Source organism: Mycobacterium sp. TH-M25, from assembly GCF_057473665.1.
In genome coordinates, this window is sequence record NZ_JBYCLA010000382.1 from 1 (window position 1) to 20,979 (window position 20,979).

Sequence of the window (20,979 nt, forward strand, 5' to 3'; positions counted from 1 at the left end):
CCTGCTAGCGGCCAGGGGCTATGGCGCAGTTGGTAGCGCGACTCGTTCGCATCGAGTAGGTCAGGGGTTCGAATCCCCTTAGCTCCACGGGGAAAAACCCTAGCTGGGGCTGGGTTTCTTCATTTGCGGGGGCCGGGTCGCTGGTGCCCGGGTGCCGCAAAGATGCCGCAGGAGGTTTCTCGGCGGCTTTGATGGCGGCGTCCAGGCTGCCGGCGACGGCGTCCAGATCGGTGTCGAACAGGTCGGCGTAGACGTCCAGCGTCATCGACGCTTTCGCGTGGCCGAGCATGCGTTGGACGGCCTTGACGTTGGCTCCGGCGCTGACCGCCAGACTGGCCGCGCAGTGCCGCAAATCGTGCGGGGTGATCGTCGGGAAGGTGTCGTCGGATTCCTGGCAGGCGGTGACAGCGGGGGAGAACACACGGCTGCGCCAGTTGGAGTTGCGCAACACGTTGCCGCGGGTGTCGGTGAAGACCAGATCCTCGCGGGTCTTGCCGGCCATGCGCCCGGCCAGTTCGTCGGCGATCGATGCGGGGAACGGCACGCTGCGGCGTTCGTGGTTCTTGGGCTGGCGCCAGTCGAGCCCGTTGACCTCGGTGACTGACCGGCTGACCGACACCCGCCGCCGCAGCATGTCGAAGTCGCCGACTCGCAGCGCGGCCATCTCGCCCCACCGCAGCCCGGTGTAGGCGAGGAACCTCACCACGATCCCGTCGTCGCCGCACGCGCCGGCCAAAGCGAGCACCTGGGCGTGGCTGAGGTAGCCGCGGTCGGCGTGCAGACGTTTCGGGAGCTTCACCCCGGCCGCCGGGTTGCGGGGGATACGGCCGTCCTCTGCTGCGGTGTTGAGCACGCTGCGCAACACATGGAAGGCGTTCTCGATGGTCGGCACTCCCGTGCCGCCGTTCACCAGCTTCGCGACCCAGGATCGGATGCCGCCCGTCGTCACTTCCGCGACCGGGATCTTGGCCCAGTGCGGCCTGACATGGTTGGTCCACGCGGTGGCCCGAGTTGCCACCGTCTTCTTGGCGATGTGGCCCTGTGCGGCCGCCCAGGCAGTATGTGCCTCCTCGACGGTCACTTTGCCCTTGGCCGGATCGATGTGGGTGCCGGCGGCGACTTCGGCCAGTCTGTCGCGCAGCCACGCCTCGGCCTCGCGCTTGACTTCGAACACCTTGTACCGTTCGGTGCACTCCGCGTCGACGTAGCGGGCCTTCCATCTGCTCTTCACGCCGTGGCTACGCGAGGGCTCCTGGGTAACGGTGCCGTCCGGGCGGCGGACATGCTTGTACCAGCGGTCCTCGACGCCGCCCCGAACGCCCCGGTAGGCCATGTTCTCCACGGTAGCGGGCTACGTCCTTCCGGTTCGGGTCAGCGCCCTACCACCGCAGTATCCGTATGGAAATCCGATTGACCCCGTAGCACCTGTCGTAGCAAACTTCGTACCGCGCCTCATAACAGCTGTCGCATCGCTGTCCGTGAGCGGGAAACGGTGACGATGCGCCGGTCGGCAGCTTGCGGAGAAGCCCATGGTGAAGCTGGCTTTTGTCGCCAGAACACGACCCGGTCGGGCGAGTTGAACGAACCGTAGGACGTGCGGCGTCCGTATCGCCGGCCGGCACTTGACATCGGATCGCCTATCCGGTGCGTGGGGCAGGCGAGAGTGGAGCCACCGTATCGCAGTCAGGCCTGCGCCGTATCGTGCGAAGCCGAGCTGTGGGCGGAACGGGGCGACGCCGCGCCGGGACCGTTGGCTATCAGTTTGAGGCCGGTGGATGTTTGCTACGTGATGTCTCTGGGCTAGGGCGGGGCTAGGGCAGTCCGATGTCCGAATCCGGGTGCGTCGGGTTGAAGGATGCGGGATCGGCCGACAGATCGGGGCGCGGCCAGGAGCTGGGTTCCGCCAGCGGTGCCCAGCGACGGTCCCGCCGACCCTACTGTAAAGATTGCCGTACAGATAGTCCCGGATCACGGCGACCACGTGTTTTGTGTGTATCCGGTTGCCGCCGTCGTCATCTTCGACCCTTGGCGGGCTTGTTGACGGGCCGTATCGACCGCCATTCGTTATCGCCTAGGGGCGGCCTCGGGGCGGGCCTAGGACAGCGCCCGCCCGCCCCCCGATAGCGACTCAGGTACCGACCCGAAGCTGGCTTAGGTGGTCACCTAGGTCGTCACTTAGGTGGTCACCTAGGTGGCGACCCGAGGAAGACGGGGACGTGTCGGGTGATTGCGTTCGGTGTGGCTTCTCGCCGAACCGAGACAGCAGCCGGCGGCGCCATGCCGCGTACCCGTAGGGGCCCGCCAAGTTAGCCACAACGGAACCGCCGGAGCTGGGCACACTGCACGTCGGTGACGGTCAAAAGCGGGTTGCTCGGTTGTGGGAAGATCTCATTCGCATCCCACTGAGCGGCGCGGACGCTGGTGGCGATGCCGACCTTCACACCCTGGCGTTGCAGCTCATCGTGAAGCTCGTGGGCGTCGAACAGGAAGACCCGGTCGATGCAGAATAGGCGGGTGGTGCCACGTGACGACGCGGGCGCCCCAGCCGGTCCGGTGAACACCAGATAGAAGTCCAGCGGTACGTGCGGAATGATGTCGAGTACCCGCTCCTGTCGGGTGTACATCTTCACGTTCACGGTCTTTCCAGCAAACGGACCACCGACGAACCGTCCGTCGAAGCCCGCGTTGTTCGCCGCCGTCTCCAATTCGATGTCGAAGATTCGGGCAGCTATCCACTCGCCCATCGCGCCGACGTTCGCGGGTCGGCCGAGCAGGCGAGCGATGCGATCATCGACAGCATTGCGTTCGGCGATCAGCCCGGCAAGTTCGGCGAGTTGCGGGCTATCGGATTCGGCCACCGGTAAACCGTATGGGAAGAACCTGGCGCTGACAATCCGCAGCCGAGCAAGTTCGCGCGGGAGGACACCGCTGAGAAGTTCGGTGCCGATGACACCCGCGGCAGACCGTCCACGTGCTTCCGCCGTGTCAAACGCTGGCACCGGTGGGTAAGCCCGGCTATGGTCCGGATACATGAAGGCTGCCGAGGTCGAGGTCGGGCAACTCTCCGCGACTCATCGGGCCACGATTCGCGGGAAAATAAGCACCGCAATCGCCGATCACTGCCGGGAGTGGGCAGTCCGTAATGCTTGTGCCGAACCCGAACGCAAGTACGGGTTGTCTCACGCGGCTATCCAGTGTCTAGTCGACGGAGAGTTGCCGGCGGCACTGCCCGAGGAGTCGCTGTCCGCAGGGCAGGAGTATCACCTGCGTCACGAGTACCGCACTGCCCACTCCCTGCCCAACACGCCGCAGCGAAACCAGGCTGTCGCGGCGGTGTTCAAGAAGTGTGAGGACGTCTACGGACTGTCAGAAGATGCGGTGCGGGCCGTTGTCGGCGCCGAATTCGATGATGTGCGCCCCAGCGGCCCACCGGAGGATCCCCAGTGCCCGTAGCTGTTCCTTCCCTGCCCGATCCCGGCCAGGTGGTCGAGGTGCGCGGCTCCACCTGGGCGGTGGCCAATGTGCAAGCGCAGGGCCTGCCGCGCAGCCCGGCCGACGAAGCGACCGCCCAGCTCAACCACGTCGTGGACCTGCAATCCCTCGACGAGGACCGGCTCGGCCAGCAGCTGTCGGTGATCTGGGAGCTGGAGGTCGGCCACACCGTCACTCCCGCGCAGGGGCTGCCCGAGCTGATCAACCCGAAGGGGTTCGACGATCCGGTCACCCTCGCCGGGTTCATCGACGCCATGCGCTGGGGCGCGGTGACCTCGGCAGACCCGAACCGCTACCAGGCGCCGTTCTGGTCGGGTGTCGCGGTGGAGGCCTACCAGCTTGAACCGCTACGGCGCGCTCTGGCCAGCCCGCGGGCGAACCTGCTGCTGGCTGATGACGTGGGCTTGGGCAAGACCATCGAGGCCGGTATGGTTCTCCAAGAGCTGTTCCTCCGCCACAGGGCGCGTACCGCGGTGATCGTGTGCCCACCCAGCCTGTCGTTGAAGTGGCAAGACGAGATGCGCGACAAGTTCGGCCTGCAGTTCACCATCGTCAACAGCGAGCTGATGGCCGAGGTGCGCCGCACCCACGGACTGCACGCCAACCCGTTCCTGCTGTATCCGCGGGTGATCGTGAGCATGGCGTGGCTGCCGCAGGTGCGGGCGCAGCGGCTGCTGCGCGGTGCCGATCACTTCGGTGGCAGCCCACAAGGCCGCCGGCCACGGACATCGCCGCATCGCCACCACGCTTGATCGCTCGCCGTCGACCGTGTGCCGCTGGCTGCGCCGCGCCACCCTCAGCGCTCATCTGCAATGGTATGGCGGTGCGGCAGCCAGGCCCTCATCCGCCTCAACCCCGATGCGTTCAACCGGCTGCCCCGCGCCACTAACCCGCTGCACGGCGCGCTGACCGTCCTGGCCGCAGCCGCCTGCGCGGCTCGTCAGCGCCTGGGCTTGACCGAACCCCTCTGGACCCTGATCGGCCTGCACGTCCACGGCCGGCCTCTGGCCGCACCTACCTGAATCGCGACATCGCCCGGACCGATCGATCCGGCCGGGCTGGCGACCCCGCGTGTCCACCTCCGGCCGGCACCGTGAACACCACCGCTGGCCCGACAGCGTCACCGCGAGCATCACGGCGTCAGCGTGAACACGAAATCGCGCCAATCATCCTCACCGCCAACGCCGCCATCATGCTCATCGTGAACGCCGGTCAACAGCCTCGGACCAGCACCGCCACAGCAACCTGGATGAGGTCGACTCGAGTCAGGCGGCGCAGCCGTCGGCTCATCGGGGTAATAAATTCTTGGTCCGGATCGAAGCCTTGATGGAGTGGCTGTTTCGACCGACAGCAGTGTGTCGACCCAGGGCGCATTGCCGCTCGTCCGCCGGCCGGCAGGGGTTTGGGTTCATTCTGAGCGCGAGTTAGTGTGACAGGACACGGCATGTGACCGACCCGAGGAGGGCTGGCAGTGGCAGGCTGGAACGAGCCGTGGACCTGGGAGATCCGTGACCTGAACGGACCTAACCGAGCCACGCAACTGCTTCAGACTGCTCGGGCTCACACGGACCGAGAGTTGATTCTCGATCTATCCAACATCGGTCGGGTATTTGCGAATGGGGCAGTCCCGTTCGCGGCGACGCTGGCCTTCCTGCGTGAGACCGCCGACCAGCGGATCACCGTCCGCCTGCCAGATGATTCTCGACTGCAGCGCATCGATGACCCTTTGACTGTCGAGAACTACGACCGGTGGGGCGGCGACACTCTGACACACTCGGTTTGGAGATACGACACCGAGGCCGATGCGCAGAAGCTAACCAAAATGTATATGGAAGCGCTCACCGATCAGGTGCACTGCGAGGAGGGCGTGATTGACTCAATCAATTGGTGCCTCTACGAAGTGATGGACAACGTCTTTGCCCACAGCCACGCAGGCTCAGGGTACGTCATGATGCAACTTCACAAGAACGAACGGCGATGCGTGATTGCTGTGGCGGATACCGGGATTGGGATTCAGCGATCCCTCTATGACGGGGGGGCCGCGCCGCATGAAGTCTTACTCGACCCCGCTGCTTCTATCGCGTTCGCGCTTGAGCAAGGTGCAACAAGCAAAGGTGGGGCCCATCAAGGCAATGGCCTCTACGGTCTGCGACGAGCCATTGAGATCAACGGAGGAGCTCTCAACGTGACTTCCGGCAGAGGGCAGTGGGCATTTCGTAACGGAGAAGTCCGGAAGACCAATAACTACTCCCGTATGATGCCCGATGCACAGAACCACCAGTCCACCTTGGTCGACTGGCAATTGGATTGCTCTCGGAAAGTGCGCATTGACGAAGCGCTCGGCAGTTCGCCGATAAATGACTTCCTGGAGACCATTGAAGACGACGAAGGAGTCCACCGAGTATCCGTGACCCAGATCGAAGAGTCTCTGGGCTCCCGCAAACTCGGGTCCGAGATTCGTACTCGCTTGGAGAACTATCTGAACGCCGGTGCACAGTTTGTCGTCCTCGATTTCAAGGGTGTCGGAGTCGTCTCATCGAGCTTCGCCGACGAGGTGCTTGCCAAGCTTGCCAGCGGCATGGGCGAACTTGAGTTCCGTCGCCGTGTGTTCGTGGACAACGCTTCAGTTACAAACCGCGGCCTCATCGAGCGTGCAATCTCGTTGCGGCTGGATGGGCCAGGCGCAGGGTCGTCATGAGCCCCTCCAGATCTAGGGGCAGCCGCGGCAACATCCTCTTTCATCGATGACCGCGCCGAGCGACCGCGTAGTGTAGCTGCGAGACTATGTTGTGATGGGGGCGTTTCCACCAGGCGCGCCCGCAGATCGGCTGGTCCTACGTTTGATCCAAAGTCGTCGTGATACAGCACAGTACGTCTTCCAAAGGTTGATGCGCCCAAAATCGTAGGACTGTCCAGCCCGCGGTTCTCAGCACCTCTGTCTGCTGACGATCACGCTCAGCGTTCCGCTGGAGTTTTGGTGACCAATACTGTTCGTTAACGCTCGGCCGACGGCCGTGCTCGGGGCAGGAGTGCCAGAAACAACCATCGATAAAAATCGCAAGTCGCTTCTTGGTGAAAGCGATGTCAGGGCGGATGAGTCGATTTTCGATCCGGATCGGGAAGTCCTTACGGAATCGATAACCGGTGCGATGCAACGCCGAGCGCAGTAAAACTTCAGGCGTGGTGTCCTTCCGGCGGATGGCTGCCATGTTTCGGGACCGCCCCAGCGTTGTCACGTGTACAACCGGTCCTTCAGCTATCGGTGCTGCACCGCCCTTCGTGGCCGACACAATTGTTACGGTACGACAAACATTGCAGCAGCGGGCAGGCACATTGGGTTCACGTCTTCATGAGTGATGTGAGTAGTTGCGGGGGCGCCTGGGGTGGAAGGCGCCCCCGCACTCGGTTAGCGGTCGGCCGGCGCTGGCGAACTCGCACGGATCGCGTCCTGCGCCTGCTCGAGCAACTGCGCCATCGTGGCGTGCAGGCCCTCAAGGCCGGTCACGACCTTGTTTGCGCCGGCACGGACGGCCAGGGCGGTCTTCAAGACCGCCTGCATCGCGACGAGCTGTTGGCGCGCCTCGGCTATCTTGCGATCAGCAGCACCGAGATCACCGCCCCGCGCCTCGGCGAGCCGCCGTTGAGCCTGTACGACGAGGAGCTGCACAGCGGCGCGCACAAGGCCTGGGTCGTCATCAACGTCGTGCGCGATGACCATCCGCCCCGGCCCCAGGATCGCGATCATCTCCTTGCCGGGCACCAGATCACGGCTTGGCACGATCCCCAGCGACGCCTGCGCTGCACGGTTGCGCTCCGCATCGGCTAGGTAGCTGGGCCAGTTGCGCGCCGCCCCGCTCGTCGTGTACTCCACGACGACGCGCGTAGCATCCGCGTTGCTATCAGCGGCCGCGAGTTCAATGACGCCGTCGCCCTTTTTGGACCCACTGACTTCGCCGATGTCGCCCGACGTGTCGGAGTACGACGCGCCAATGCCGCACGCGATACCCTCCACAACTGCACCGATCGCCTCCTCGAAGGGCCTGCCCTTCGCCGGCGACGCAGCCTGAATGGCTGCGACGGCGGCGGCGGTTGTCGCCGCCCCAGTTGCTTCGGCCACCGTCTCGTGGAGACGCTCGAACCCGGCCCAGAATTCGGCGAATTGCCGCTGCTGCTGATCCTCGAGCTGCCGAGTGAGCTGGCCGAACGGCGTACCGGGGTCCGTCGCGTCCAACGACCTCGTAAGACGCGTGAGCGTGACCGTCAGTGAGCGATGCCAGCTTTCCTGGGCATCGCTCATCGCCCGGTTTACCACTTCTTTGATTGACGTCGCGACGGGGCCTGCGTCGGCAGCGAGTCGATCAAGCTGATCGGTAACCGCCTTCACGCCTGTGTCGAGAACACGGGTCGACTCGGTGCGGAACTGCTCGAGCGCGGTGCCCACCACTTCAGCGGTGCCCTCGCGCGCTTCAGCAGCGGCCTTCGCGGACGCCTCGATAGCGTTGGTGCTCGCGCTTTGTGCCTTCGAGATCAGACCCGCCGTGGCGGTCTCGGCGCGCTCTGCGAGAGCTGTGACCGTCGTGTTCAGCGACGACAGTCCGACGGCATCGGACGTCACCGCAAGCACGCGGGATCCCAGCGCGACAGCTTCGCGGACGAAGTGTGTGAGATCACACCCTTCGGCATCAGCTTGAGACACAGGATCGCCGCGCACCCCCGTCGTCCAGTGGAGCGCCTCAGCGCCTACCGCGGGATCGAGGATGTCCACATCTGCAATATGGAGTCCCAGCCCGGGAATGATCTGCGCACCCTCGGAGGTGGTCGGCTGCAGCCGGGATTCTGTCGCGGCGGTCATCGGTTCACCGCCGTCCAAACGAGAGGCCACTGCCCGTCATCATCGCGAGCTCCGACGGTGACCACATGGCCATCGCTTCCAAGAACCGTGTTCCAAGCCTCAGCCTGGGACTCGGCGCGTGATCGGCTGGCGCAGGTAACCGCAACCATCAGCAGTTCACCGTCAGCCGGGGGGAGGATAAAAGGTATCCTGACCTTGTTGTGCGCGGACATTGCCGCACCTCCTTACTTGTGTCTCGGCTCACCGCCGATCCGGCCCGCCCAGTGCGGGCCGGTAACACCACTTTGGATCGCTGGGGCATCAACCGCGATAACGCATTGCGCATCGCGCAGTGCGCGACACGCATCGAGGGTTGACAGATGTGTTCCGGTGCCCGGAAACTCTCTGTCATGGCCCCGCGAAGTGCGGCCGATACGGTCGTAGTGACGCAGGCGTTCGGCAAGGAGATGCGTAGCCTGCGTCAGAAGCTCACAAGCAAAGGCACGTTGCGCAAGCCTGGCGACAGCCCACAAGACGTGCTTTCGGTTGCGCGGCTGGCTGGGCTACTCGATGACTGCGATCCGAGCACAATTACACGCTACGAAAACGGCACCTTCAAGCAGCTCAAACGCGACACGATCGAGCAAATCGCGGCCGCCCTCGAACAGCCACCGGACGAAGGAAGGCTGTTCCGTGCGGCGAGAATCCTGCCGAGAACGGGTGAGCGTGCGTTATTTCCGTACCGACTCGCACTCGGTAGCAAAGGGCTTCCGCTGACCGTCGCAGAGACCCGACGGATTCACGCCGCGATGTTCGCCGAGCAGGTGTACTGGTCCCGCTTGAACGGTGAGGTGCCGACTCCGGTTCCCGAGGGCGTACTTTTCAGAGTCGGCCGCATCAGCCGACGCACCTTCGTCCGCGCCAAGGATCTCAATCCCGAGACGCCGCTGGTCACCTTCCAGCCGCGAGTGCCTACCCATCCCCAGGACGCGGCGGCCATCGTGATCGGCTTGCCCGAAGACTTGAATACCGCCGTCTACCAGTTTGCCTTGGCGCATGCAGTGGCACACCGACTGCTAGGCCACGACCACTGCGGATATCTGCCGATGGTGTCGTCGCCAGCTCGCGGAATGACCGAGTCGCCCCAGCTATCCGTGGACGAGCTGATGGCCAACGACGTGGCCGTTCGCCTTCTTGCGCCCGAAGATGCTGTCCGGGTGGCCTACGCGAACGCTGTAGCAGCAGTTACACGGTCCGACGAAGATGCTGATTTCTGGGCAGTCGAACCTCCAGACACGATGGGAAGCGCGCTGCCCACCTGGGCAATGGTGGTCATGGCGGTAGCCAAGGAACTCAATGTTCCAGGCTGGCTGGCACTTCGACGGCTCACCGAGGAAGGTTTGCTGTATATACCGGGAATGACGGGGTCGCACCAATGACAAGCGGAAAAGTTACTGTCACGAGCGCCCAACCATTCGACAGGGCCTTGCCAAGCCCTCTCGCCCGACTCCGCGACCTGCTTGCGCCGGCCGGAGAGTCGGTCGTGGGAAGAGCGCTTTCTCCAACGCAGCACCGGATGTACCAACCCGGAGCGCTCGAGCGTCGTCTGCTGGATGCTGTCGTCGGCGACGATGCGCCCGACTTAGTCGTCATCGCGGGTTCGGCTGGCGGCGGCAAGTCAGCGATCATCCGTTATGTACTCGAAGAGTCTGGGCAAAGCTTCGGCGAATGCATCGCGGATGCGACGCATGCGGAGGCACCTAACGAGGAGCAGGCAGATCGCCTGGCGGCCTTCTTCTCGCCCTTCGCGGATGGGAACGACCGGCCTGGTGGGCCGACGCGACTCATCGCGATGAACACCGGGATGGTGCTGAAGTTTTTCAGGGACGTCGCTGCGCCCGGGCATACCGATCGCTTCACAGCACTCGAGCAGTATATGAAGGAGCGGCTCCGCGTCCCGCTGTCGCGCCGGGTGCCGGACCCGCCGTCGTGGCTCAGCGACGCGGTGTTGGTGCTCAACCTGGACAACCGCCCTACCGCGGGAGAGGAGGGCGACATCTTCGACCTCATACTTCAGCGCCTTGACCCAGACCGGATTGGTGGCGTGCTGGAAGGGTCGGAGCGATGCGGGTCCTGCAAGGTCGTCGACTGGTGTTATCCCCGCGCGAACGCCCAGGTCATTAGCAACCTTCCGGCGCGCGAAGTTCTGAACGGTGCGGCAGGCGACGTGGCGCTGCGCCGCGGCAGAAACCTGGCGCCCAGGGCGCTGTGGGACCTTGCCGCACAACTCGCCCTCGGCGGTTTGGATGTGACCCGAGATGACCCGTGTGACGCCATCGTCGAGATCGCTGAGGCGTCTGACGTCGACGCCCTGGTCGGAGGACTCGCGACCGGAAACGCTCTCGACACCGGTACTCGTTTGGCCGCTGATCTCGTTGCGACGGACCCGAGTCTCGCGCCATCGAGCGACGTGCACGACCTCATCGCTTCGGCTGGCCTTGACCCGCATGCTGACGCGTCCATCCTGCGCGACAGCCTCGCCGGCGATGCGGGCAGCCGACCGGCCGTCGAGAATGCGGCTGCAGCAGTCCGAGAAGGCAGGGTGGTGATTAGGGGTCGCCAGCTAGCCCGGGCTGCGTGGCTGGGTGGTCGAGTGCAGCCCCGTGCAAATATTCCGGATGCATTCGACGCTGCATTGTCAGCTCAGCGCGACCTAACGAGAGGCGCGACAACGCCGCAGGAACTGGTCGATGCAGTCGAGTATGTCGCGGAGGGTCTCGCGAATGGCTTCGGGGTCGTTTCGGGGCCCGAAACCTTCTACCCGACGGACGACGGTGGTGGCGTAACCAGGAAAACAGACGTCTTCGTGCGGGCCGACCTTGTGCAAGACAGCATGCTGTGGGTACCTGAGGGCGGAGACCCGGTCATCGCCGCTAATCCCGTCGGGGCCAACGTCGTCGGCTACCGCCCACTTGCCATTGCGATGGAGCTCAGCATGCAACAGGGCGACGGTGGCGCCATTCAACCTTTTGACATAAGCCTTCCGCTTTGGGACCTGCTGGGGCGCGCCGCAGGAGGGACCATCCCGTCATCAGTGGACAAGGAACGGTTCCTCGGGTTGCGGCGTGCGATGGAGTCGGTGGGTCAGCTGGCCGGCCAGAATCGCAAGCTGCCGTTACTGGTGCGCCGCCGCGGCAGCGGCCGCAAGTTCCGGATCGCACCCTACGGCCGCGGCGGGACGCTGCGCAGTAATGAGGTGCTGTGATGGCTGCCGGGAGGACACCGCCGCCCCCTCTCGCTGGTGACGTGAGGGCAGCTCTTGCCGAAGTCGCTGCGGCGACCGGCGTTGAGATCGAGTGGAGTGTCGGGGAGCCGGCCAGCACCTCGACGGATCTCCTAGTTGCGGGACACAAAATCAAGCTTCCGCGACTGGTGGGCGAGCGCCGAGACCTATTTGGAATAGCAGGATTCCTGCCGACGGTTCCGCGTGCCGACGATCGCGACAAGCTGCTGTGGCGCATCTACCAGGAAGCCGCTGCGCGTCCTACTCCCGATCTGTTCGACGTACCACCACTTGACTCAGAGCTTGAGGCCAGGTTCCGTGCTGAGCTGCCGCTACCACCAGGTGAGGTGCGCGATGCGGTAGCCGACGCGGCTGTGGACCGCTTTTATAGCCGAAAGCTGGCCCGCGTCCTTCTACCGCTCCAGGCGGTACTGCCCGCCAACTATGCCCATAGCACCCGGACCGGGAAGGCGGCTCGGTACCGGATGTTCAGCGGTGCGCTCCTCCCATTCCTTCTATGGGACGAAGACAAGGACGACATCGACGGCGACTTGATGAAGCGCGTGCTTTCCGTTGTTGAGGGGGAAAGCGAGCTGACCTTCCTGGACGATCTATTGCTGAAAGTTGCGCGAGCTGAAGCCAGTCAGCCGGAGTTGATCCCTGAGCCGGAACTGTTGGTAGAGCGATACGGCAAAAGCATTCGCGATGACATGTCTAGCGCAGGCCCATTCTGCGCCCCTGCACTGATGCGGTTCCGGGAAGACTTGGATACCGTGCTATGCACTGATCTTCCGCGGCCCGACAAGATCGGGTGGTTGACGCTACTGATCAGCCTGCATGTGGCGCTCTGGATGTACCGGGCGGCGCACGTCAAGGGAGCGCAACTCGACGCCGCGATCGCTGCCGCAGCTGGTCGGTCAGTGCCCGATGTCGTTGGCTGCGATGCCCATAAGGCCGGCTGCAGCCCCGCTTCACTACGCGAGTGCCCTATGGCGGGAGCGATCCTGTTCCGCACACGCACGGGGCAATACGAGCCGATCCGGCTGCGCGACGGAGCGAGGGCCAGCTACGCGGACCTCGACCAACAGAAGTTGCTCGCCCTTCCAGCGACGCTGATTACGCTGAACCTCGCGTCGCTCGCGTGGTTCGGCCTCCGCGATGCGGAGCCAACACCCATCCACGATATCGCGCCGCTGATATCGCAGCTGCAAGCGGACGCCGGATTCCGGAAAGAGTTCGACGCGGCATGTGCGGCAATCGCCATCGTCCATCACTCGGCGCACCGAGGGCCTGCCGCCCCGCGCTACGAGCTCTCAGAAGTCGCGCGGATCGGTCCGCTGCGTCCGGGGCTGCACGCACTACGTGAAGACGTCCTCCGGCAGCGCCGACGCGATCTACGCCACCAAAGCAGGGACATCCTTAACCAGCTCATGTTCGTAAACAACACGGGGCCAGGCTCACTAGTGAGCCGCAACGGCACCCTGGGCTACTACGAGATCGACGAACGGTTGCTGCAGATGCTCGTCCGCCTCGTTTGCCGCGATGACGCCGTACCCATCGCCGACTTCCTGCTCGCGCTCCGCGAATACGGGCTCGCGCCGCAGAGCCCAAGCGAACAGGACAGGCTCGCCGATGCGCTGGAGCGCTTGGGCTTGCTTGTCCGATATTCCGACGCTGGAGAGTCCACTTATGTCCACTACCCCCACTGACGTGGTTGCACGCGAAATCGCCGAGGCGGCGAGGCTTGTAGTTGCTGCACTTCGGGACGTCGCGGCCGGCACCGCGACGATGCGGCGGATGTACCTGCCGAGGTGGCGGGGTCTCGAGCCGACCGACATCTTTTCGGCGATGGAAGTGGAGTTTGACCCTACTCCCGCCGTAGAGGTCAGCATCCCAGACGGGAGCGTCGGTCTGCTAGGCATTCCGACCGCGGGCGCCGTACTCGTCCCGTATCTCGTGACCCGCAGCGAAAGCGCACCCACCGCTACGCAGAAGCCCAACTGTGGCTCTGCAGGATTCGCAGCGAAGCTCCGTGACGAAATCCGTTCTTCAGCAGATGGGCGTCCTGTCCTCTTCCTCGTGCTCGATCCGGAGCCAGTCGACACGGTGCTGACCGCCGCGACAGACTGCCGCACCCTCAAACAACTCTCGTGGGGCGAGCTCATCACACGGGCAGTCGATGCGTTGGCCGCTCCTCCGCCCGCATCGACGGCTGTCAAAGATGACGTAGTCAGTCGGGACAGGCTCGCGCACGACGCCGAGCACCTGGGCGCGCTTCTGCAAGTCCTGCGCGAGAGCACTTCTGATAGCGATCTGGGTGCCAGGCTGTGGCGACTCGGGTGCTACTTGTCGGACCCGCAACTAACAGCAGACAACCCTCAACGGCTTCGCCGCGGGGCCTCCTGGCGGGAGCGCCTCGATAAGTGGAGCGCGCCTGGCGAAGACTTGGCTGAGCGCCTGACGGCCGTGTACGGCGATTCCACCGAACCGGGACGCCAGGTAATCCTGTCCGCCGCGACGGCATTCGGCCTCGACTACAGCGCATTCACACTGGACCATCTGCCGCTAGCTTCGCCGAGAGACCGGCTTGCCATTGCAAGACCGGTGCGTGTCCGCGGGGCGGTCGCGGTCGCCGGGCGCGACGGGATGGCAGTGTGGCTTCCGCGCGGTGGCACCTTCGCGGTTCTCCTAAAAGGCACGCCCGGGCGGACTGACCACGCGACGGTTGCATGGGGCAACGCCGAGCCGTCGGATGCCACGATCGATCCCGGACGTCGCGAGCTGCGTGTCGATTGCGACGCAACGGCGGAATGGGTGTTCGGCACAATTGTCATGGGGCAGGGCGACGCTCTGCCGCTGGCCGTGTTCACGGGTGATGGCTCGTGGTTCCCGGCCGAAACGTCCCTCGACATCGATGTGGAAGCTGAGTGCTTCCGTTACGAGGGCGAACCACAGGTCGTGGCAGTCGACAGCAGCGGCACAATCGTGTCCGCGCCGATCATTGAACCTCACGGGCAAGTGGTGTCGGGCGAGTCAATCGAGTACAACGCCACTTACGGCAACGAATCACATCACATTTTCCTGCTCGATACCGGCGAGCCAGGTGGGCCGTCGGACGAGCAGGGGGGCGAAGCCGCGAGTGAGCCAGGGGAGGAAGGCGACGGCGAAGCGGACGGGCAGCCGGACGACGACGGCGAAAACGCTGATACTGAACCATCCGCTAGCGCCGGCGGTTCAGAGGCAGAGCCACGGCGGCTGGAGATGGCGGAATTATTTCCAAGCGTTCCTCACGCAAAGCTCGAAGTTGCGAGGCGGCGGCTAGGGGACGACCTCGGCACTGTAACTTTCGGCGTCGCCGACGGCCGCGGTTACATCGGCGTGGGCGGTGCACTGCCGAGGCTTGTCACGCAACGGCTGATGGTCGGCGGAGCCACCGTCGATGGGCTCGATCTCGAGGGACAGGTTCTCGCGCAGCCGGACGCAACGGGATACACCGCCAGGCGTCAAGAGGGCACGGTGCGCCTCGAACCAGACCCGCTTTTCGAGCGCCTTTCGCTCGTCGATCTGGGCAAGGCCGAGGTAACAGCGTTCTGGAGCGCGAGGCACGACATGTTCGCCGCGCTCGCACCCCACGGCAGTGTCCATGCCATCGCGGCTGGCGTCGGCCGCGCCGAGGCATCGCGATACGTCGCGGCGTACGGGCAATTGCTGGAGCGTGCGGCGGCAGACGGACCCTTCCGTGCCGAGTACGAGCGACTCATACTATGTGACGCAATCACAGACGTGGACAGCGGCGACGTTCTCCTAGCTCCGACGAATCCGGTGACTGTTGCGTTCCTGCAGCGCCTTGATCAAGAGGTCATGTCGTGGCTTCCACGGGCCGATGGGGTATTGCACGCCGACCTGAGTTCGTGTTCCGTTCGGCACCTGCTCCCAACGTTCGCCGTCGCCGACATCTGGTATGAGCCGACAGGCGACGCCCCTCTCCTCTGGCGCCGCTATAGGCAGGTTCGGTCTGCAGGAGCTGGAACGGAGTCAGATGCCGGTTACATCACCCGGCGGCTGAATCACTTCCTCGAGGTCTTCAAAGATTACCGTGATGAAAGACAGGTACTTTCGGTGTCATTTGTCGAACCTGGGGATGGCGCAGCGGTGCTCGCGGCGCTGCGCAGGTTCTATGGGCCTCTGGCTCGCCCGGCGGCGGCTGGTACCATCACGAACCTTCCGCGCCTGGACGTGACTGCCGTAACCGCCACCAGCCCAGAGAGGCTCGAACGTGCGATGTCCGCGACCGAGGACATCGTGGACGCCGTCCTTCGTGACCGCGTGTCGCTCACAGTCACAAACCCGGGTGAGCAGCAGCCAGAATTTGCCCACCTAACGTTCATCTTTCGGAGCCCACTGCGCCGACAGGCTGCGGTGATTGACTGCTCTACCCGCGCCTCCACCCTGTATGTCAACGGCCTCGCGGCGGCACCTGGCCGTCAGACGATATCGATGGCGAATGAGAAGCAGTTCGCCTGGGGTACCTTCCCCGGCCAAAGGCAGGGGCCAGCTGACTCGCTCGAAGGCCTTGTTCGCGCAACCCTCGAAGTGGTGGGTGGCATGCCCCGGGACTTGATTGTTCCCAACCGAACAAAAATGCCAAGCACAAGAGTGTCCACGGGTTTCCTCACAGAGATCTACGCGCGCAGCGTATGGGTCGTGCATCTAGACCGACTTCTTGGACTCGAAGCCTTCGCTCCCGGGTCCACCGGCGAACATCAGCGGTATCTGATCGATTACGAGGACCGAGCAGAACCTGGGCAAGCAGGACTTGACGCGATCACCGCGACCGAGCGTGTCGACCCGTACCACCTTGCATTACGTAAGGTCATGCACGAAATTGGCAATCCGTTACCAGCCGCCCTGGACCGCATCTTGGGGCTACTGAACAGCGTCAACGGGAAATGGGCGCTCGACTTGCTCGGAGCAGACGCCCTGCGCATCCGGGAACGGGTCGGCATTGTCGCCGGGATCGCAGCCGTAGAAGAGCTCGACGGTGCGTTCGACGCGGATGAAGACTCCATCGCCGTCATGCTCGCCCTCGACGAGGTCCTCGACGCGCTGCCCTCAGATGGCCGGACTAGGCCGCTCGGGAAGCACTGCGACGACCTACTGATATTGACCACGTCGCTCGCGAACGGTCCAGTCAAGATCAGCGGGCGGCTGCTTGAAGTGAAGTACCGAAGTGTCAGCGACCCCGACCTGCCAGCGCTCGCTCGGCCACAACTGGAAGCCGCGCGCGGCTGGCTGTCATCGATTTTCAACACCGACGGCCCATCGCGACTCTTCCGGGCACGCGACCTTGCAGAGCTCATTCGCGGTGGCCTCGCGCGCGGCCGCGCCTTCAGGCCGATTCAAAAAGCGACGCCGGATGGGATCACGGGTGTGGTCGAGGGAGTGCTCGAGCGGGTGTCTCGGGGGGAGTTCGAACTGGACTTTTCTTTCGACGTTGAGGCTCGCCGCTTTCACGGAGAGTTCATCTCCGTCGAAGCAGACAGTGGATTCGCCGCCCACCGCCAACCTTTGCCGGGGACTGGTCAACCCCTAAGTTGGTTGAGGCTCGGCCGACCGGTGCTTGAGGCGCTCGCATCCGGTACACGTCTTCCGAAACCAGCAAACTTCCAGCGTGCGCAGATTCCATCCACGGCACCTCCTGAAGAGCCTGACGGTTCCGGCGGCAGTGCAACGACCGGCGGACCAACCGGGCCTGAAGGTGTTCGGGACGGCTCCACACCCGCTTCACCGTCGACACCGACAAGCCCAGAGGAACGATCGCCTGCAGGCTCGGCAGTCGGCGTTGGGGCCGAGCGGCCGAACCCTGAGACAGATTCTGAGACGCTGAGGGTCGCGTCGGAACTCACCGAGGCTACGGCAAAGTACGGCCTTAATGTTGAGCCGTTCGATCCCGCTCGCGCAGAGATAGGGCCGAGCATTATCCGACTGCGCACGCGGCTCCTCGGACGCCAGACGCTTGCCGGTTTACAGTCGCGGGCACTGGACCTTGGCCGTGAGGTTGGAGTGGCCGAGGGCTTGCTGATCGATCAAGAGCCGTACTACGTGACGGTTGACGTTCCGCGAGCCGAGCGCGAGACAGTCTCGTATAGCGACTACGCCTCCATGCTGGATGGCGAGGCGGAACCCGGCGCCCTCAATTTCCTGCTGGGTGTCGCCCCGAGTGGCGAAGTCCGTATCGCTGATCTCGCTAGGCTGCCGCACCTGCTGGTGGCCGGCGCCACCGGCAGCGGAAAGAGCGTTCTCTTGAGAGCACTTGTTTCTAGTCTCGTCCGGACGCGAAACCCAGTCGGGCTACAACTCCTCATCTGTGACCCCCAAACCGTTAACTATGAGCCATTCGAAGGAGCGATGCACCTTGTCGAGGGCCGCATTATTACTGACCCGCTCGAGATGGTGGGACAGCTGACAAACACATTGACGCGAGAACTCGACCGGAGGCGCGCTACGTTGAGAGCCGCCCGCGTGACAAGCGCGCTTGAGTTCTACGAGGAGGCCGGCACGCCCGAGGAACTGCAGCAGATGGTAATCATCATCGACGAGTTTGCAGACCTAGTTGACGCGCTGCAAAGAGATGCACGAACGACCTTCATGCAGAACGTCAAACGCTTTGCACAAATGACTCGAGCACTAGGCATCTACCTTGTGCTGGCCACCCAGCGTCCGAGCGTCCAGATCATCACGGGCGACATTAAAGCCAACCTCACGGCTCGCGTCGCGCTGAGGATGCTGTGGCCTCAGGACTCGATCACCATTCTCGGGCGTGGGGGCGCAGAGTCTCTCCGAGACAAAGGTGATCTCCTGTTCGACTACGCCGGACGCCTGGAGCATCTACAGGGTTTCCTGTGTACCCCGCGAGATGCGGTCGCCGAGATCGGGCGCTGGCAGGGCAGTTGATCTTCATGTGCGGCGTGTCCCTCTTTAGGAGACCACGGAGTGTCATAGGGACATGTCAGGATCGGCGGTGACATGGTTTGTAACTCCATACCCCCGATAGTGGACCGCCCGCTGACGTCCGGCGAAAAGCGAGCAGTTCTAGTCCGCATGGACGAACTCCTGGAGCTGACTTACAGACGCCAGGAGCCGAGTGAGGCGAACCAGGGGATGTCGGGATCTGGCCAAGCAAAAGCCGGCCCGGTGGCCGGGTCCGTCGCGACCGAGCAAAGGTCGGCGATGCACGCGAGACGGGTGTTATCGCGGCTGGGACTCATCGCCGAAAAATCCAGTGCCCAACGAAAAATAGAAGCACACGACAATGTATTGGAGGATCCTAACCGTCGGCGCTTGCAGGTCAACCTTGTTCACCACGGCCGACGGGTATGCCGCGCGACCAAACCTTCATGTGCAGACTGTGTGTTGATCTCCTTCTGCAAGACTGGGCGGTCGCGCGACCGGCAAGACGCCCGACCCGTTGCAGTGGAATTGTTCGCCGGGGCCGGTGGTCTCGGTACTGGCTTTGCAGCACAAGGTTTTTGGATCGCGTTAGCAATCGAGTCCGACATGCGTGCTGCCCAAACGTATCGTCTGAACCATCCAGGGACAGTGGTTCTCGAGGCCGATGCGACGACAGTCAGCGGCCGGATGGTGCGCGCGTTCGTTCCTACGGCAAACAAACCTACCGCTGTGATAGCTGGCCCGCCGTGTCAAGGCTACAGCGCCGCCGGCAAGCGCGAACCTGGCGATGAGCAGAACGCGCTGTTCTTCGAAGTTACTAGGCTAGCCAGCGAGTTGAAGGCACGCTTCGTGGCGATCGAGAACGTGCCGGGCATGCGGGGTGTGAGCGGAGTCCGGTTCACGACGGCAGTTATGGAAGAGCTTTACAGCAAACGCTACGCGGCCGCGGAATACCTCCTGCGCGCATGCGACTTCGGTGTGCCCCAACTCAGGCACCGCATCGTGTTCCTAGCACAACTCGCCTCCCGGGGAGAAGCGCCCAGCCAGCCGGAACCCACGCACTGCCCGAGTTGGGCAGGCGCGAGGTGTGCCCTTCAATCCGGACAGTGCGGGTTACCGCAGACGCCAACTGTTCTTGAAGCCCTCGCCGATCTACCCCTGTTCGGATGCGGAGAGCTCGCCGAATACCGAGATGTGGGCGGCCGCATCTTGTCGAACGCGAGCACAATGACTCACTGCAGCAGAGTCCTAAGGAAAATCTCCCTCATCGAGCCAGGCACAGGCCCCATCTCATACCGGAGACTTCACAAAGACCTCGCCCGCACAATCGTTGCCGGCCATAGGGCCCTGCCCGTGCATCCGACGCTCGACCGCACTATCAGTGTCCGTGAAGCAGCCAGGATACAGGGATTTGAGGACTCGTATATATTCTGCGGTCCGCGTTCGGCGCAACCATTGCAGGTGGCCAACGCTGTACCACCGCCCTTGGCCGCTGCGATCGCCAAGCAGCTGCTCGTACTCCTCTAACTCAATCAGTTGCATCGAGGGGCGTGGTACCAGTAGGGCCTGCTGGATATTACGGCTGGTGGAGGCCATTGTTCCGGGGTTGGGTGAGCCACTGTTCCGCTGAGGGGTGAGCCACTGTTGCGGTGCCGGGTGAGGTTCCCACGGTTTTCCGGAGACTTCCAAGCCTGGTTTGCGAGGATGTAATTCGTGCGATTTGGCGGTGGCGTCCCAGGAGCGGTGTAAAAGCTCGGACATAGATTCCGCTCGCTTACGTTTGTGATGTTATGCGATGGCGCCGACAGCATCGATGGGCGCCACTTCGGTTTCGGCATGTAATTGCGAATCCTGTTGCGGCAGTCGGGCCGGTGGGTTGTGCATTGACCTTCGCAGATCTTGCAGTAGTCGCAGCCCGGCGGGTGTCATGGTGAACCCGCGCCATCCGGTGGAGGCGCGGTCGAGTACGGCCCACACCAGTTTGAGGCAGGAGTGCTCACCGGGCAGCCGGCCGATCACCTTGACCCGGCGGCGGGTCTCCCCGAAGGTCCGCTCGATGAAGTTCGAATGCCGCGCCCGAGGCCAGTGCTCCCGTGGGAAGCGCAGGTAGACCGTCAGTGAGTCACGGTCATCAAGCAGGCACCGCACCGCTGCCGGATACGAATCACGCCAACGTTTTCCGAAGGCATCGATCTTGTTGTGCACGTAGGTGAGCGCGTCGCGGCCAGGCTCGATGCCCTCGGGCACGTCGAAGATCGCCCAGTAGTCGGCCTTCACCTCGGCCTGCGCGTTCTTGGGCACTTTGGCCAGGATGTTTCTGGCGCGATGAATAAGACACCGCTGCCGCAACGCGCCGCCCATGGTTTGCTCCACCGCGCCGATCAACCCCGGCGCGCCGTCGCTGATCACCAGCAGCGGACAC

15 protein-coding genes, 1 tRNA gene and 1 pseudogene are annotated in these 20,979 nt (G+C 63.8%); 12 read left to right on the plus strand and 5 right to left on the minus strand.

The features are described 5' to 3' along the window. The first annotated feature begins 14 nt into the window (after nucleotides 1-14). Nucleotides 15-87, plus strand: a tRNA-Ala gene (locus AC2VOU_RS12765). 208 nt (nucleotides 88-295) lie between these two features. On the opposite strand, the pseudogene AC2VOU_RS12770 reads toward AC2VOU_RS12765, so the two are convergent. Further along, nucleotides 296-949, minus strand: a pseudogene (locus AC2VOU_RS12770) (site-specific integrase); the annotation flags it as partial. On the opposite strand from AC2VOU_RS12770, the gene AC2VOU_RS12775 reads away from it, so the two are divergent. After that, the gene (locus AC2VOU_RS12775; protein ID WP_486957709.1) at nucleotides 846-1,208 is read left to right on the plus strand and encodes a hypothetical protein; all 363 of its coding nucleotides are present in this window, start codon (nucleotides 846-848) and stop codon (nucleotides 1,206-1,208) included. The pseudogene AC2VOU_RS12770 and the gene AC2VOU_RS12775 overlap by 104 nt on opposite strands. Before the next feature lie 1,098 nt (nucleotides 1,209-2,306). On the opposite strand, the gene AC2VOU_RS12780 is transcribed toward AC2VOU_RS12775, so the two are convergent. Next, nucleotides 2,307-2,858, minus strand: coding sequence for a hypothetical protein (locus AC2VOU_RS12780; RefSeq protein WP_486957710.1), 552 nt, complete (start codon nucleotides 2,856-2,858; stop codon nucleotides 2,307-2,309). A 172-nt stretch (nucleotides 2,859-3,030) separates the two neighbouring features. Here AC2VOU_RS12780 and AC2VOU_RS12785 point away from each other — a divergent pair, with 172 nt between their 5' ends. From AC2VOU_RS12785 to AC2VOU_RS12805, 5 genes are all read left to right on the plus strand, one after another. Continuing rightward, nucleotides 3,031-3,453, plus strand: coding sequence for a hypothetical protein (locus tag AC2VOU_RS12785; protein WP_486957711.1), 423 nt, complete (start codon nucleotides 3,031-3,033; stop codon nucleotides 3,451-3,453). Continuing rightward, nucleotides 3,444-4,244 carry an SNF2-related protein gene (locus tag AC2VOU_RS12790; protein WP_486957712.1) on the plus strand — a complete coding sequence of 267 codons (801 nt, stop codon included), beginning with the start codon at nucleotides 3,444-3,446 and terminating at the stop codon, nucleotides 4,242-4,244. Before AC2VOU_RS12785 ends, AC2VOU_RS12790 begins: the two co-directional genes overlap by 10 nt. Continuing rightward, complete coding sequence (locus tag AC2VOU_RS12795) at nucleotides 4,189-4,401, plus strand: helix-turn-helix domain-containing protein (RefSeq protein WP_486957713.1); 213 nt, start codon at nucleotides 4,189-4,191, stop codon at nucleotides 4,399-4,401. The genes AC2VOU_RS12790 and AC2VOU_RS12795 overlap by 56 nt, the downstream gene beginning before the upstream one ends. Continuing rightward, nucleotides 4,305-4,514 (plus strand): hypothetical protein, encoded by a 210-nt coding sequence (locus AC2VOU_RS12800; protein ID WP_486957723.1) that lies wholly within the window; start codon nucleotides 4,305-4,307, stop codon nucleotides 4,512-4,514. The genes AC2VOU_RS12795 and AC2VOU_RS12800 overlap by 97 nt, the downstream gene beginning before the upstream one ends. A gap of 449 nt (nucleotides 4,515-4,963) precedes the next feature. Beyond that, nucleotides 4,964-6,190, plus strand: coding sequence for an STAS-like domain-containing protein (locus AC2VOU_RS12805; protein WP_486957714.1), 1,227 nt, complete (start codon nucleotides 4,964-4,966; stop codon nucleotides 6,188-6,190). Nucleotides 6,191-6,326: 136 nt separating this feature from the next. Here the strand turns inward: AC2VOU_RS12805 and AC2VOU_RS12810 are convergent, their stop codons facing one another. Both AC2VOU_RS12810 and AC2VOU_RS12815 read right to left on the minus strand, forming a co-directional pair. Next, nucleotides 6,327-6,728, minus strand: coding sequence for a very short patch repair endonuclease (locus AC2VOU_RS12810; protein WP_486957715.1), 402 nt, complete (start codon nucleotides 6,726-6,728; stop codon nucleotides 6,327-6,329). 170 nt (nucleotides 6,729-6,898) lie between these two features. Continuing rightward, the gene (locus tag AC2VOU_RS12815; RefSeq protein WP_486957716.1) at nucleotides 6,899-8,344 is read right to left on the minus strand and encodes a hypothetical protein; all 1,446 of its coding nucleotides are present in this window, start codon (nucleotides 8,342-8,344) and stop codon (nucleotides 6,899-6,901) included. 389 nt (nucleotides 8,345-8,733) lie between these two features. Between AC2VOU_RS12815 and AC2VOU_RS12820 the strand changes: the two genes are divergently transcribed. The 5 genes from AC2VOU_RS12820 (at nucleotide 8,734) to AC2VOU_RS12840 (ending at nucleotide 20,084) form a co-directional block, all read left to right on the plus strand. Then, nucleotides 8,734-9,762 (plus strand): helix-turn-helix domain-containing protein, encoded by a 1,029-nt coding sequence (locus AC2VOU_RS12820; RefSeq protein ID WP_486957717.1) that lies wholly within the window; start codon nucleotides 8,734-8,736, stop codon nucleotides 9,760-9,762. A 137-nt stretch (nucleotides 9,763-9,899) separates the two neighbouring features. Then, the gene (locus tag AC2VOU_RS12825; protein ID WP_486957718.1) at nucleotides 9,900-11,588 is read left to right on the plus strand and encodes a hypothetical protein; all 1,689 of its coding nucleotides are present in this window, start codon (nucleotides 9,900-9,902) and stop codon (nucleotides 11,586-11,588) included. Nucleotides 11,589-11,953: 365 nt separating this feature from the next. Next, nucleotides 11,954-13,315 carry a hypothetical protein gene (locus AC2VOU_RS12830; RefSeq protein WP_486957719.1) on the plus strand — a complete coding sequence of 454 codons (1,362 nt, stop codon included), beginning with the start codon at nucleotides 11,954-11,956 and terminating at the stop codon, nucleotides 13,313-13,315. Further along, nucleotides 13,296-18,560, plus strand: coding sequence for an FtsK/SpoIIIE domain-containing protein (locus AC2VOU_RS12835; RefSeq protein ID WP_486957720.1), 5,265 nt, complete (start codon nucleotides 13,296-13,298; stop codon nucleotides 18,558-18,560). The genes AC2VOU_RS12830 and AC2VOU_RS12835 overlap by 20 nt, the downstream gene beginning before the upstream one ends. 276 nt (nucleotides 18,561-18,836) lie before the next feature. Continuing rightward, nucleotides 18,837-20,084, plus strand: coding sequence for a DNA cytosine methyltransferase (locus AC2VOU_RS12840; protein ID WP_486957722.1), 1,248 nt, complete (start codon nucleotides 18,837-18,839; stop codon nucleotides 20,082-20,084). Between the two features lie 261 nt (nucleotides 20,085-20,345). Here the strand turns inward: AC2VOU_RS12840 and AC2VOU_RS12845 are convergent. Continuing rightward, nucleotides 20,346-20,979, minus strand: a 634-nt coding sequence (locus AC2VOU_RS12845) for a transposase (protein WP_486957721.1), incomplete at its 5' end; no start/stop codon positions are given.